We start from the raw sequence: 13,515 nt of genomic DNA, 5'->3' as shown, positions 1-13,515 counted from the left end.
AACCTCCGGACTCGTCCGAGTCCCTCCACCGTCGCAGGCGGCAGCCGGAGCGGGTGAGGGCCGAAAGACCCCAATGACGCCGGTCAGGTGGGGTGGTCAGCCCGTGACCAGATCCCGTCGATTCATGCCGATGAGCCCCGTAAGGCACATCAAAGCGCCGGCGCCGGCCAGCACCAGGAGCGCCACTGGCGTGGAGTCAGCCGCCGCGGCGTCGGGGACGTGTCCGAACAGACCGAGGTCCTGGATCCTCGGAGGCACCTCCAGCAGATCGCCCAGGAGCGCGAGGGCGGCGCTGACCGCGAGGGGCAGCCAGGCCAGGGCCGTCAACCTTGGTGCTGTCCCGGCGAGCAGAACGGTGCAGCCGGTGATCGCGGCGGCGGCCGGCCATTGGCCGGCGGTGTAGAGCAAGGCGCGGGTGGTGATGTCGTCTCCCTCGACGACCGCCGGCGCGATGAGGGCCGTCACCATCGCCGTCACGGCGAGGATGATCGCCGCACCGGCGGCGGTGACCGTGGCCTGCGAGGCGAGCGGTGCCCATCGGCGTGCCCCGGTGGCGAGCATCATGTCGGTGAGGCCGAGGCGTTCAGCGTGCCGGCTCGCCGTGACCGACAACACCGCGTAGACGCAGACCATGATGCCGACGACGGTGCCGCAGTAGGACAGGTACCCGGCGGCCGGCTCGCCGTCGCCGAGCTGAGCGCCGAGAAATCCGCCGATGTCGCCGTCGCGTTGCTGGTCGACGGCACCCGATCCCATGGCCGCGAACAGGGTGCCGATCGTGGCGACAGCGGTCGTCCAGGTCAGCACGGAGGCCCGCGTCAGCCGGGCCGCGAGCCCGGCAGTCGATCGAATTCGCAGCCGGCGGAGTCGGGTGTCGCGCCGGCGCAGCAGGCCGGCGCCGAACTCGCGTCGTCGCGCCACGAACGTCGCGGCGCCGATCGCCAGGGCGGTGGCCGCCGCGGGAGCCGACAGCGCCGTCCATCGATCGGTGGTGAAGGGCTCGACTGTCGCGCGTAATCCCAGCGGGCTGCACCAGTTGAGCCAGCCGGCCGGCCGAGTGTCGGCAAAGGCCCGTACCGTGAATGACGCACCCATGGTGGCGAAGGCCAGCAGGCGTGCCTGGCCGGCGGTCGGCGCGATCTGCGCCAGCAGCATGGTGAGGGCGGCGAACAGCAGGAACGTCAATCCGACGACCGAGCCGTACGCCGCCGATCCGGCCCACGTGACGCCGTCGGCATGGCCGCCGTGAACGCCGACGACCACGGCACAGCCGGCGGCGAGGGTGCCGGCGCACGCGGTAAGCACGCCCGTGGCGGCGTACAGCGGCTGATCAACGGTGAGGCCGCAGCTTCGCAGCAGTTCGAGCGTGCCGTCGTCCTCGGCGGCACGGGTCAGCGAGACAGTGAGCAGTATGGCGAAGACGGCGGTCAGGATGGTGGTGCAGGCGCCGATCTCCCATACGTACATCTGTGCTGGTGTCCCGGGGCCCGGCAGTCGCCCGTAGATCAGGGTGGTGGCCGCGTTGTCCTGGGCGAGGGCGACGGCGATGCGGCGCTGTTGGCCGGTCGGGTAGGTGTTCTGGTACGCCGTGACGGTTCCGGCGCTCATGGCGATGAGCAGAAGCAACCAGCAGCCCAGGAACAGCCGGTGCCGGCGCAGCAGGAGCCAGGTGAGCCTCATCGGGCAGCCACCGCGTAGTGACGAAGGAAGAGATCTTCGAGCCTCGCCGGTGTGCAGGTGATGTCGTCCGCCTCGACCTCGGCGAGCAGACCGAGCGCCGCCGGTACGGTCGTGCGGGGCACGCTCATGTGCAGCACGCCGGCGTCGGAGTCGGCGGCGACGCCCAGCCGGTGCAGTCGCTCCATCACGGCGGCAAACTGCTCGGCCGGCGGCCGGGCGGTGACGGTCGACGCGGCGAGATGTCGCATGTCGGCCAGCCGGCCGGATTCCACGAGCCGGCCGTCCTTGATGATGGTCACGGTGTCGCAGACGTCCTCCACCTCGGCGAGGAGGTGGCTGGAGAGCAGGATCGTGCGGCCGGCCGCGGCGGCGTCCCGGACGCACTGCTGGAACATGACCTCCATCAGCGGGTCGAGCCCGGAGGTGGGTTCGTCGAGGATGAGCAGATCGGTGGGAGCGGCGAACGCCGCCACGAGCACCACCTTCTGCCGGTTGCCTTTCGAGTAGGTGCGCACCTTGCGGTGGGGGTCCAGCGCGAAGGCCTCGGTCAGCCGGCGTTCCGCCGCCTCGTCGCGGCGGCCCCGCAAGCCGGCCAGCGCGTCGAGCACCTCCTGCCCGGTCAGGTTCGGCCACAGGGTCACCTCCCCAGGCACGTACGAGAGTTGCCGCGTGACCGCGTCGGCGTGCCGGGCCGGGTCGAGGCCGAGCACCCTGATCCGGCCGGCGGTAGCGCGGTACAGACCCAGCAGGGCCCGGATGGTGGTCGTCTTGCCGGCCCCGTTCGGTCCGAGGAAGCCGTGCACACTTCCGGGCTGCACCTGGAGATCGAGGCCGTCGACCGCGGTGAACCGGCCGAACCGTTTGACCAGGTGGCGGACGTCGATCACCGGTTCATGGGTGTGCCGTGTCCCCGTCATCCGCTTGACCCTTCTCGATGGTGGTCAGCAAGGCGTCGCCGATGGTGCGGGCCAGGCGCCGCTGGTGTGGCTCCGCCAGCCGTACGTAGAGGTCGGCCGCCCGCCGGGCCAGGCCAAGGTCGATCGACTTCAGGACGTCGTGCACGTCGGCACCCATGTGCCGGGTGAGGCGGTCGACGACGGCGGTCGCGATGCGGTCCATCTCCCGCTCGCCGAGGGAACCGGCATGCTCCTCGCGTTCGGCGATCTGCCCGAACAGGGCGATGCTGTCGGCCAGCCCGGCCTCGGTGAGTTTCTCGTACACCACCGCCGACTCGACGGGCATGTCGCCGCGGTAGAACGCCAGCTCCATGAAGTCCCGCTCCTGGCGGATGACCCGCCGCGTCTTCTCGTCGGCGGCCCGGGTCTGCATACGGTCGTAGAACGACGCGACGGCTGGGGGCATGGGGGACAGGTGGCCGTCCCGCTCGACCCCGGCGATGAGCCGGCGCATACGGTCGCGCTGGGCCTGGAGCTCGAGCAGCTGTTGCTCCAACGCGCTGACACCGGCCCGCAGATCGGCCAGGACCGACTGCCGGCGAAGATCCGGCGTCGCGGCGGCCGGCGCCTGATCGCCGAGCATCACCGCGATGGTGGCCAGCGGGATGCCGGCCTGCGCGAGCCAGCGGATCCGAACGAGCCGGGCGACGTGCACGAGGTCGTAGTCGCGGTGACCGCCGCACCGCTCAGGCACCGGCACCAGGCCGATCTGGTGGTAGTAGCGGATCGTACGGACCGTCGTGCCGGTCAGATCCGCCAGCTCTTTGACGCGCACACTCGCAGTGTCCGCTGTGACGTCACGTCACAGTCAACCCTTCACGATCGACAGGTCCGACTCGGGACCTTGGTCCCGCGGGATGGGGTCCAGGGGCACCTGAACGGCCGGTCACCGATCGGTGAGGGTAGTGAGGTGCCGGACGCAGCTCCGGCGCCGGCGACCACGGTCGTCGCCCTCGCGACACAGGAGACTGCCGTGTCAGCACGACGACCGCCGGAGCCGGCGACGGACCACGTACCCGGTACCGCGCCGCTGCTCGCGGCCCGTCGCTTCCTCAAGCGCGAGACGACGGGTGACCACGGCCGCACGCTGCACCAGCTCGACGACAGCGCCTGGGAGTCCTTCTACCGCGACCGGTGGCGCTACGACAAGGTGGTGCGATCGACCCACGGCGTCAACTGCACCGGCTCCTGCTCCTGGAACGTGTTCGTCAAGGACGGGCTGATCACCTGGGAGCACCAGGCGACCGACTACCCGACGACCGGACCCGACGCGCCGGACTACGAGCCGCGCGGCTGCCCTCGGGGAGCCTCGTTCTCCTGGTACGAGTACTCGCCGTCGCGCGTGCGCCACCCGTACGTCCGTGGTGTGCTCGCCGAGATGTACCGGGAGGCGCGGCAGCGGCTGAACGACCCGGTCCTCGCGTGGGCCGAGGTCGTCGAGACGCCGCTGAAGGCGCAGGCCTACAAGGCGCAGCGCGGCCGCGGTGGCTTCGTGCGGGCGAGCTGGGACGAGGCGATCGAGATGATGGCCGCCGCGCACGTCCACACGACCAAGACGTACGGTCCGGACCGGGTCGTCGGCTTCTCGCCCATCCCGGCGATGTCGATGGCCTCGTTCGCGGCCGGAACCCGCTACCACGCGCTGCTCGGCGGGACGCTGCTGTCGTTCTACGACTGGTACGCGGACCTGCCGATCGCCTCGCCGCAGATCTGGGGCGACCAGACCGATGTGCCCGAGGCCGGCGACTGGTGGAACGCCACCTACCTGATGATGTGGGGCTCCAACATCCCGGTGACCCGCACCCCGGACGCGCACTTCCTGGCCGAGGCCCGCTACAAGGGCACCAAGGTGGTCGCGGTCAGCCCCGACTACGCCGACAACGTCAAGTTCGCCGACGACTGGCTCGCGCCGCACCCGGGCACCGACGGCGCCCTCGCCATGGCGATGGGCCACGTCGTGCTCACCGAGTTCTTCCGCGACCGCCAGGTCCCGTACTTCACGGATTACGTCCGCCGGTACACCGACCTGCCCTTCCTGATCACCCTGCGCAACACGGGCAGCGCATGGGCCGCTGACCGGTTCCTCACCGCGGCGGATCTCGGTGACGAGCGGGCCGACGGCGAGCACAAGACCGTCCTGCTCGACGAGCGCACCGGTCAGCCGGTCGTGCCGAACGGATCGCTCGGCTTCCGGTACGGCGAACCGGGGCAGTGGAACCTCGATCTGGGCGACGTCGTCCCGATGCTCGGCCTGGACACCGACGGCGAGACGGTCGAGATCGACCTCGCCCGCTTCGACACCGGCGCCACCGAGGGCGGTACCACGATACGGCGCGGCGTGCCGATCCGCTGGATCGGCGGGCACGCCGTCACCACTGTCTTCGACCTGATGATGGCCCAGTACGGCGTGCGCCGGGGCGACCTGCCGGGGGAATGGCCCACCGGCTACGACGACGCCGAGTCGCCGAACACTCCGGCCTGGCAGGAGAAGATCACCGGCGTGCCGGCCACTCTGGCCGCACGGATCGGACGCGAGTTCGCCCGTAACGCCGAGCGCAGCAAGGGCCGCTCGATGATCGTGCTGGGCGCCGGCGCCAATCAGTGGTTCCACTCCGACATGACCTACCGGGCGTTCATCTCGCTGGTCACGCTGACCGGGTGCCAGGGCGTCAACGGCGGCGGCTGGGCCCACTACGTCGGCCAGGAGAAGGCCCGGCCGGTGACCGGCCAGCAGCACATGTCGTTCGCGTTCGACTGGCAGCGGCCGATGCGGCACCAGGCGAGCACGCCGTTCTGGTATCTGCACACCGACCAGTGGCGCTACGAGCGGATCCCGGCCGACGAGCTGTCCTCACCCCTGGGCACCGGCCGGTTCGCCGGCATGGCGTTCGCCGACACCGTGGCCGCCGCCCAGCGGATGGGCTGGAGCCCGGGTCACCCGTTCTTCAACCGCAACCCGCTCGACCTGACCACCGCCGCGGACGAAGCCGGCCTGAGCGTCCAGGACTACGTCGTCGCGTCGCTCAAGGACGGAACACTGAAGACCGTCGCCGAGGACCCCGATGATCCGGCCAACTTCCCACGCTGCCTGACCCTGTGGCGGTGCAACCTGCTGGGTTCGTCCGGCAAGGGCAATGAGTACTTCATGCGCCACCTGCTCGGGGTCGAGGGCACGGCCGGCGCCGCCGAGTGCGAGCCCGGCCAGCGGCCGCGCGACCTCACCTGGCGCGACGACGCCCCGGTCGGCAAGCTCGACCTGCTCACCGCTGTCGACTTCCGGATGACCAACACCGGTCTGCACGCCGACGTCGTCCTGCCCGCCGCCACCTGGTACGAGAAGAACGACATCTCCACCACCGACATGCACCCGTTCGTGCACGCCTTCAGCCCCGCGGTCGAGCCTCCCGGCGACGCGCACACCGACTACGACGCGTTCCTGGCCCTGGCCGACAAGGTCAGTGAGCTCGCCGAGACGCACCTCGGCGTCCGCCAGGACGTACTGGCCGTGCCCTTGCAGCACGACACTCCGGACGAGCTGGCCATGCCCGGTGGCCGGGTGCGGGACTGGACGTCCGGCGAGTGCGAGCCGCTGCCCGGCCGGACCATGCCGAAGCTGATCCAGGTCGAGCGGGACTACACGATGATCGGCAAGAAGATGCGTACGGTCGGCCCGCTTCTCGACAAGGTGGGCACCACCACCAAGGCGATCACCGTTGACGTCACCCCGGAGATCGAATACCTCAAGCATCAGAACGGCGTCATCGACGGCCGGCCGTCGCTCGCGACCGCCGACCGGATGTGCGAGGCCATTCTGACCCTGTCCGGCACCACGAACGGACGAGTCGCCGCCGCCGGCTTCGCCGAGTTGGAGAAGCGCACCGGGCAGCAGTTCCGGGACCTGGTCGAGGGTCACGAGAACGACCGGATCACGTACGCCGAGACCCAGGACGCGCCGCAGCCGGTCTTCACCAGCCCGGAGTGGTCGGGGTCGGAGAAGGGCGGCCGCCGGTATTCGCCGTTCACCCTCAACGTGGAGCGGCTCAAGCCGTGGCACACGATCACCGGGCGGCAGCACTTCTTCGTCGAGCACGACTGGGTGGCCGAGCTCGGAGAGCAGTTGCCGGCTTTCCGGCCGCCGCTGAACATGGCCCGGCACTTCGGCCGGCCAGGGGACGCGGTCGACGGCGAGGTGACCGTACGCTTCCTGACCCCGCACGCGAAATGGTCCATCCACTCGATGTATCACGACAACGAGCTGATGCTGGCGCTCTCCCGCGGCGGCCCGGTGATCTGGATGAGCACCCAGGACGCGGCCAAGATCGGCGTGGCCGACAACGACTGGATCGAGGCCCACAACCGCAACGGCGTCGTCGTGGCCCGCGCCGTGGTCAGCCACCGCATGCCCGAGGGCACTGTCTTCCAGTACCACTCGCCCGAGCGCACGGTGAACGTCCCCAAGGCCGAGAAGTCCAAGCGACGGGGCGGCTACCACAACTCGATGACCCGCCTGCTCATCAAGCCGACCCATCTGGCCGGCGGGCACGCCCAGCTCACGTACGCCTTCAACTACTACGGCCCGATCGGCAGCCAGCGTGACGAGATCACCGTGATCCGCCGCCGCACTCAGGACGTCGAGTACTGAGCAGGCGGGACCTACGGGCGCGCCTGCCGCGCGAATATCGCCCAGGTCGGGACCATGGTCCCTGCCCGGTAGGTGATCTCTCGACCAGGCTTTGAGTCATGATCTTCGTACGTCGGGACATCATCCGGCCGACGGCTCAGGACGCTCGAGCCGCAGTAGCCGAGTTCCTGTTGACCGCGGCGTTCATGGCATCCGTCTTCAGCCTCGTGCGATGGGGCATCGGAACGATGGCCCCCGGCGCTTCGGCCGCGGAACTGCGTGTTCGGGTTGCCGCCGTCTCGGCGTCGGTCGGTGTCCTCATCGTGGGATTCGCCGTTTCCCGTCCCGGCCGGTTCAGCGGCGCTCACATGAACCCGGCGATCACTCTGGGCCTGTTCGCAGCCGGCGCTGTGCCGGCTCGGCGCGTCCTTCCCTATCTGGCCGCGCAGGTGTCCGGATCGATCGTTGCCGCGATGCTCGCGAGGCTCTTGTGGGGGCCGTCGGTCGGCGAAGAACCCGTCAAGTGGGCCGTCGTCCAACCGGGAAACGGCTGGAGCGGATGGGCGGTAGCGGCGGCGGAGGCGGCAACTCTCGCCGCCATTGTTGCGGTGATGTGCGCGGTGAAGAACCGGCGGCCCCGGTGGCCTCTGGCGTGGATCGTCGGAGCCCTGTTCGGGCTGCAGGGCGCGATTCTCGGGACACTGAGCGGCGGTTCGGCCAATCCCGCACGTCAACTGGGACCCGCGCTCTTCTCCGGAGACGTCCACCTGCTCATCGTTTACCTGGTCGCCCCGGTGGCCGGAGCGATGCTCGCCGGTCACATCGCGACCGGACATCGGCTCCGCCACCCCTCTCGGATTGAGGACTTTGGTCCTGCTGCGCCAGGACCAGCCGCACGTGCTCAGGCGGAAGCCGTAGATCAGGCTGAGGTGGTGCCCGTGGTCGCGGGTCTCGGCGGGGTCCACCGCCGCAGCCAGGAGGTGGAGAGATCATGCGGATCCGCGCGCAGGTCGCCATGGTGATGAACCTCGACAAGTGCATCGGCTGCCACACGTGCTCGGTGACATGCAAGCAGACCTGGACCAACCGGGAGGGCACCGAGTACGTCTGGTTCAACAACGTCGAGACCAAGCCGGGCATCGGCTATCCGAAGCACTACGAGGACCAGGACCGCTGGCACGGCGGCTGGAAGCTCGACCGCAAGGGCCGGCTCGTGCTGCGCTCCGGCGGCCGGGGCAAGCGGCTCAGCCGCATCTTCGCCAATCCGGACCTGCCCAGCATCGACGATTACTACGAGCCGGCCACCTTCGACAAGGACATCCTGGTCAGCGCGCCCGGCGGCCTCAAGGACACCCCTGTCAAGCGGCCACACTCGGCGCTGACCGGCGAGCCGATGGCGGTCACCTGGGGAGCGAACTGGGAGGACTCGCTGGGCGGGCAGTCCGGTCAGGACGATCCGAACCTGGCCCGGATGGCGACAAAGGTCAAGTTGGAGTTCGAGAAGACCTTCATGTTCCACCTGCCGCGCATCTGCGAGCACTGCCTCAACCCGGCCTGCGTGTCGGCCTGCCCGTCGGGCGCCATGTACAAGCGCGAGGAGGACGGCATCGTCCTGGTCGACCAGGACCGCTGCCGCGGCTGGCGGATGTGCGTGTCGGCCTGCCCGTACAAGAAGGTCTACGTCAACCACGCCACCGGCAAGGCCGAGAAGTGCACGTTCTGCTTCCCGCGGATCGAGGCCGGCCAGCCGACCATCTGCTCCGAGACCTGCGTCGGCCGGCTGCGCTACCTGGGAATCGTGCTGTACGACGAGGACGCCGTGCTCGCCGCGGCCTCGGTCGAGGACGAGAAGGATCTGCTGGAGGCGCAGCGGGCCGCCTTCGTGGACCCGTACGACCCGGCCGTCGGAGAAGCGGGACTGCCCGCCGAGTGGATCGCCGCGGCCCAGGCGTCGCCGGTGTGGAAGCTGATCAGCGAGTACCGGATCGCGTTGCCGCTGCACCCGGAGTACCGCACGATGCCGATGGTCTGGTACGTGCCGCCGCTGTCGCCGGTGCTCGACGCCACCGGCGCCGCCGGGCGCGACGACACCGACGCCGACGACATCTTTCACACCATCCGCGACCTGCGGATCCCGGTCGAGTACCTGGCCGAGCTGTTCACCGCCGGCGACGTCCCGGTGGTCACCGGGGTGCTGATGAAGCTGGCCGCGATGCGCTCGTACATGCGGGCCCGGACCCTCGACGGCACCGTCGCCCAGGAGCTGCTCGACAGTATCGGCATGACCGCCGGCCAGGTCGAGGCCATGTACCGGCTGCTGGCGATCGCCAAGTACGACGAGCGCTACGTCGTACCGGCGGCGCACGCCAAGGACGCGGCCGCGTTGGAGGCGCAGGCCGCCACCCACGGCGACTGCCCGGTGGGCGGCTCGGACGAGGACTTCCGCCGCGCCGACGGCCGGCGAGGTCTGCACCTCAACCCGCTGCGGAGCCGGTCGTGAGGGCGCGCGTGTTCGAGCTGGCCTCGCTGCTGCTCACCTACCCCGACGCCGAGCTGCTGGACGCCGGCGACGACCTGAGGGCCGCCGCCGCGCTGATCGAGCCCGACTCCGTACGAGAAGAGGTCGTCGCCTTTCTCGACTGGCTCCTTGGCGTCTCGCCCATCGAGGCCCAGCGCGAGTATGTGCGGACCTTCGACCTGCGACGTCGTTCGGGCCTCTACCTCACGTACTACCTGCACGGTGACACCCGCAAGCGCGGGATGGCGCTGCTCGTGCTCAAGCAGCGCTACCGGGCCCACGGCCTGCGGCTCGCCGACGGCGAACTGCCCGACCTGCTCCCGATCGTGCTGGAGTTCGCGGCCGCGGCCGGCCCTGGTGACGGCGAAGCGCCGCTGCGCCAGCACCGGCAGGGTCTCGAGCTTCTCCGCGCCGCGCTGACCGATTCCGGTACGCCGTACCGGCACCTGCTGGACGCGGTCTGCGCGGTCTTGCCCGAGCTCACCGACGACGATCGGGCCGCCATCAGCGCGCTGGCCGTCGACGGGCCGCCCGTCGAGGCGGTCGGCCTCGAGAGCATCGGCGCCGGCCCGGACCTTTCCCCGTACCCGACCTGCTCCACCGTGGAGGCCGGAAGATGAACACGTTGCTCTGGGTCGTCCTGCCGTACGCCTGCCTCACAGTCTTCGTCGCCGGGCACGTCTGGCGGTGGCGTTACGACCAGTTCGGCTGGACCACCCACACGAGCCAGCTTCTGGAGAACCGGCTCCTGCGGCTCAGTTCTCCGCTGTTCCACCTCGGAGCGTTCGGTGTCATCGGCGGACACGCCATGGGCCTGCTGATCCCCGCCTCCCTGACCGGCCGGCTCGGCGTGCCCGAGCACGTCTACCACCTGGTCTCGGTCTCGGCCGGCACGGCTACCGGGCTCATGCTCGTCGCCGGACTGGTGTTGCTGATCGCCCGCCGGTTCGCCGCCGGCCGGATCCGGCGCGTCACCACAACCATGGACAAGGTCCTGTACGCCTTTCTGACCGCCATGGTCGTCCTCGGCATGACCGCCACAATTGGCAAGAACATGCTCGGCGGTGGCTACGACTACCGGGAGACCATCGCCGTCTGGTTCCGCGGCATCTTCTGGTTCCAGCCGCACACCGAGCTCATGACCAGCGCACCGCTCGTCTACCAGCTGCACGCCCTCGGCGGCTTCCTCTTCCTCGCCCTCTGGCCGTTCACCCGGCTCGTCCACGTGTGGTCCGCTCCGCTCGCCTACCTCTGGCGCCCGTACGTCGTCTACCGCGCCCGCCGCAGTCCCGCCCCGGCGCCGCAGCCGACTCCCGCCGCAGTACGTGACGGCGGCCCCGGCAGCTTGGTCCTGTGAGCGAAGGACCAAGGTCCCTACTGCCGGCCGGCGGACCACGGAACGCTGGTCGCGGAAGGCCCAAGCGGGCCGGAACAAGCGACCCGTGGAGGAGCCATGAGCACGTCCCAGCTTCGAGCGACCAGAGGCGGTAGCCGCGGCGTCATGCTCGCCCTCGCGACGATCGGATTCGCCGTCAACTTCTGGGCCTGGGCGCTGCTCAGCCCGCTCGCCACCAAGTTCACCGCCGTTCTGCACCTGAGCTCCTTCCAGCAGTCGCTGCTGGTGGCCGTGCCCGTCGTGGTGGGATCGCTCGGCCGGATCCCGATCGGTGCCCTGACCGACCGGTTCGGTGGCCGGATCATGTTCCCGCTGGTGTCCCTGTCCACCATCGTCCCGGTGCTCTACCTCGGCCTGTTCGGCCACGACTCGCTCGCCGCAATCCTCGTCGGCGGGTTCTTCCTCGGCATCGGCGGCACCGCCTTCGCCGTCGGCGTGCCCTTCGTGAACGCCTGGTTCCCACCCGAGCGGCGCGGCTTCGCCGTCGGCGTCTTCGGCATGGGCATGGGCGGCACTGCGATCAGCGCCCTGACCACCGTCAAGCTGGTCGACGCCAACAGCCTGCGAACCCCGTTCCTGATCACCGCGACGGTCCTCGCCGTCTACGCCGTCGTCGCCTGGCTGGTGCTGCGGGACGCGCCCAGCCGCGTAGTGCCGACCACGCCGTTCGCGGCGCGCCTCAACGCGACCCTCAAGCTGCGCATCACATGGCAGGCCGCCGCGCTGTACGCGGTCGTGTTCGGCGGCTACGTCGCCTTCTCCGTCTACCTGCCGGCGTACCTCAAGAACGCGTACGGCCTGACCCAGGCCGACGCCGCGAACCGGATGGCCGGCTTCGTCCTGCTCGCCGTGCTGATGCGCCCGGTCGGCGGCTGGCTGTCCGACCGCATCTCGCCCAGCCGCGTGCTCGCCGTCAGCCTCGGCGCCGTCGTCCTCGGCGCGCTGGCGCAGTCCTTCACGCCGGGACTGGCGCCCATCGGCACCGTCGCGTTCCTTGGCATGGCGGCGGCGCTGGGCACCGGCAGCGGCGCCACCTTCGCCCTCGTCGCCCAGAAGGCCCCGGCCAGCCAGGTCGGCTCGGTCACCGGCGTCGTCGGCGCGGCCGGCGGACTCGGCGGCTTCATCCCACCGCTGATCATGGGCTCCCTCTACGGCAGCTACCACTCGTACGCCCTCGGACTGGTCCTGCTGGCCGTCGTGGCCCTCGCCGCTCTGCTGCTGGACCTGCTGTCGGTCGGCCGTCGCCGCGAAGCGATCGCCGCGGCCTGACCGGACATTTGCCTAGACTGCGGCTGGCCGACAAGTCACGGACTGGGACACCGCCGACCAGGTACGCGCGTCTATCGGGCGGCCTTGGTTCGAGAGAGCAGGAAGTCGGTGACGGCCGGCGTGAAGGCAGGGCCCAACTGAGGTACGTGGCTGCCGCCGTTGATCGTCCACGCCTCGACCGTCGCGCCGCCGGCGCAGCCTTGAGTGTAGGAACGGACGGCGGTTTCGGCGCCCGGCAGATCGGTGACCAGGTCGAGGGCGGGAGCGTCGCGGCCAGCGCCGGCGCACTGGTCGTAGCCCTGCCACTGGGTGACCGTGGTGGCTGCGGACGGATAGGCGATCCCGTTGATGTCCCCGCCGCCGAACGCGACGGTCTCGTCGGTGCTGCTGTGGATGGCCAGCACACTCACCGGTTGGGACGGCCGGCATCGGCCGGCGTCGTTCCAGCTCGCGCCGTTCAGGGAGACGATCGCGGTGACCTGGTCGGCGTGGTCGCAGGCCATCCGGAACGCCATGAACCCGCCGTTCGAGTGGCCGATCAGGTAGACGCGGGCGCCGTCGATCCCGTAGGAACGCCGCAGCGTGGCGATGAGCTCGCTGAGGTACCGGGAGTCGTCGGGCTTGCCGTAGAAGGCGCAGCACGCGTCAGTGGCGTTCCAGAACTGGTCGCCCCGGTCGTCGGCCGAGCCGTCCGGATAGGCGTATACGAACGTCCGCTTGTCCGACTGGGCGGTCAGGCCCAGGTACGACTCCAGTTCCCCGGCGTCGGAGCTGTAACCGTGCAGCCCCACCACCAAGGGCGCCGGACGGCCGGGATCGTACGAGGCCGGGACGTGCACCGTCACCCGCCGGCCCCCGACCTCGACCGTGCCGGTGCCGCTCGCCGGCATCGCCGCCGGCGAACCGGCCGGCGGCGAGGGAGTCTCGTCCGAGCCGCAGGCCACCATGACCATGACCGCCGTCGCGGCGACCATCGCCCGCAGCGTCTGCCTCCCACGTCGAGCCACAGCACCTCCGAGCCCGGGATGCGGAGTCCAGGTTACCGCCGTGTCCCGATCAGGGCTGAAGGCCCCCG

10 protein-coding genes are annotated in these 13,515 nt (G+C 70.2%); 6 read left to right on the top strand and 4 right to left on the bottom strand.

The features are described 5' to 3' along the window. Positions 1 to 96: 96 nt before the first annotated feature. The 3 genes from CRP55_RS34305 to CRP55_RS34295 are packed head-to-tail and all read right to left on the bottom strand — an operon-like array spanning position 97 to position 3,411. Positions 97 to 1,680, bottom strand: a complete 1,584-nt coding sequence (locus tag CRP55_RS34305; RefSeq protein WP_097325715.1) for an efflux permease Rv1217c-related protein — start codon at positions 1,678 to 1,680, stop codon at positions 97 to 99. Continuing rightward, positions 1,677 to 2,597 (bottom strand): ABC transporter ATP-binding protein, encoded by a 921-nt coding sequence (locus CRP55_RS34300; protein WP_097325713.1) that lies wholly within the window; start codon positions 2,595 to 2,597, stop codon positions 1,677 to 1,679. The genes CRP55_RS34305 and CRP55_RS34300 overlap by 4 nt, the downstream gene beginning before the upstream one ends. Then, positions 2,572 to 3,411, bottom strand: coding sequence for a MerR family transcriptional regulator (locus CRP55_RS34295; protein ID WP_097325711.1), 840 nt, complete (start codon positions 3,409 to 3,411; stop codon positions 2,572 to 2,574). The genes CRP55_RS34300 and CRP55_RS34295 overlap by 26 nt, the downstream gene beginning before the upstream one ends. Positions 3,412 to 3,609: 198 nt before the next feature. On the opposite strand from CRP55_RS34295, the gene CRP55_RS34290 reads away from it, so the two are divergent. The 6 genes from CRP55_RS34290 to CRP55_RS34265 all read left to right on the top strand — a co-directional run bounded on the left by CRP55_RS34290 (position 3,610) and on the right by CRP55_RS34265 (position 12,440). Beyond that, complete coding sequence (locus CRP55_RS34290; protein ID WP_097325800.1) at positions 3,610 to 7,278, top strand: nitrate reductase subunit alpha; 3,669 nt, start codon at positions 3,610 to 3,612, stop codon at positions 7,276 to 7,278. Positions 7,279 to 7,376: 98 nt separating this feature from the next. Next, positions 7,377 to 8,279 carry an MIP/aquaporin family protein gene (locus CRP55_RS34285; protein ID WP_097325710.1) on the top strand — a complete coding sequence of 301 codons (903 nt, stop codon included), beginning with the start codon at positions 7,377 to 7,379 and terminating at the stop codon, positions 8,277 to 8,279. Then, the gene (narH, locus tag CRP55_RS34280; RefSeq protein ID WP_097325708.1) at positions 8,249 to 9,757 is read left to right on the top strand and encodes a nitrate reductase subunit beta; all 1,509 of its coding nucleotides are present in this window, start codon (positions 8,249 to 8,251) and stop codon (positions 9,755 to 9,757) included. Before CRP55_RS34285 ends, narH begins: the two co-directional genes overlap by 31 nt. Then, positions 9,754 to 10,395 (top strand): nitrate reductase molybdenum cofactor assembly chaperone, encoded by a 642-nt coding sequence (gene narJ, locus CRP55_RS34275; RefSeq protein WP_097325707.1) that lies wholly within the window; start codon positions 9,754 to 9,756, stop codon positions 10,393 to 10,395. Before narH ends, narJ begins: the two co-directional genes overlap by 4 nt. Further along, positions 10,392 to 11,132 (top strand): respiratory nitrate reductase subunit gamma, encoded by a 741-nt coding sequence (gene narI, locus CRP55_RS34270; protein WP_097325706.1) that lies wholly within the window; start codon positions 10,392 to 10,394, stop codon positions 11,130 to 11,132. The genes narJ and narI overlap by 4 nt, the downstream gene beginning before the upstream one ends. A 96-nt stretch (positions 11,133 to 11,228) precedes the next feature. Beyond that, on the top strand, positions 11,229 to 12,440 hold the full coding sequence (locus CRP55_RS34265; protein ID WP_218854764.1) for an MFS transporter: 1,212 nt from the start codon (positions 11,229 to 11,231) through the stop codon (positions 12,438 to 12,440). 71 nt (positions 12,441 to 12,511) lie between these two features. Here CRP55_RS34265 and CRP55_RS34260 read toward each other — a convergent pair whose 3' ends face one another. Beyond that, positions 12,512 to 13,447, bottom strand: a complete 936-nt coding sequence (locus CRP55_RS34260; protein ID WP_143235104.1) for a CE1 family esterase — start codon at positions 13,445 to 13,447, stop codon at positions 12,512 to 12,514. Positions 13,448 to 13,515 lie beyond the last annotated feature (68 nt).

Origin of the sequence: Paractinoplanes atraurantiacus (assembly GCF_900215205.1) — a bacterium.
Lineage (GTDB): Bacteria > Actinomycetota > Actinomycetes > Mycobacteriales > Micromonosporaceae > Actinoplanes > Actinoplanes atraurantiacus.
This window is presented reverse-complemented; position numbering and strand designations above follow the sequence as displayed.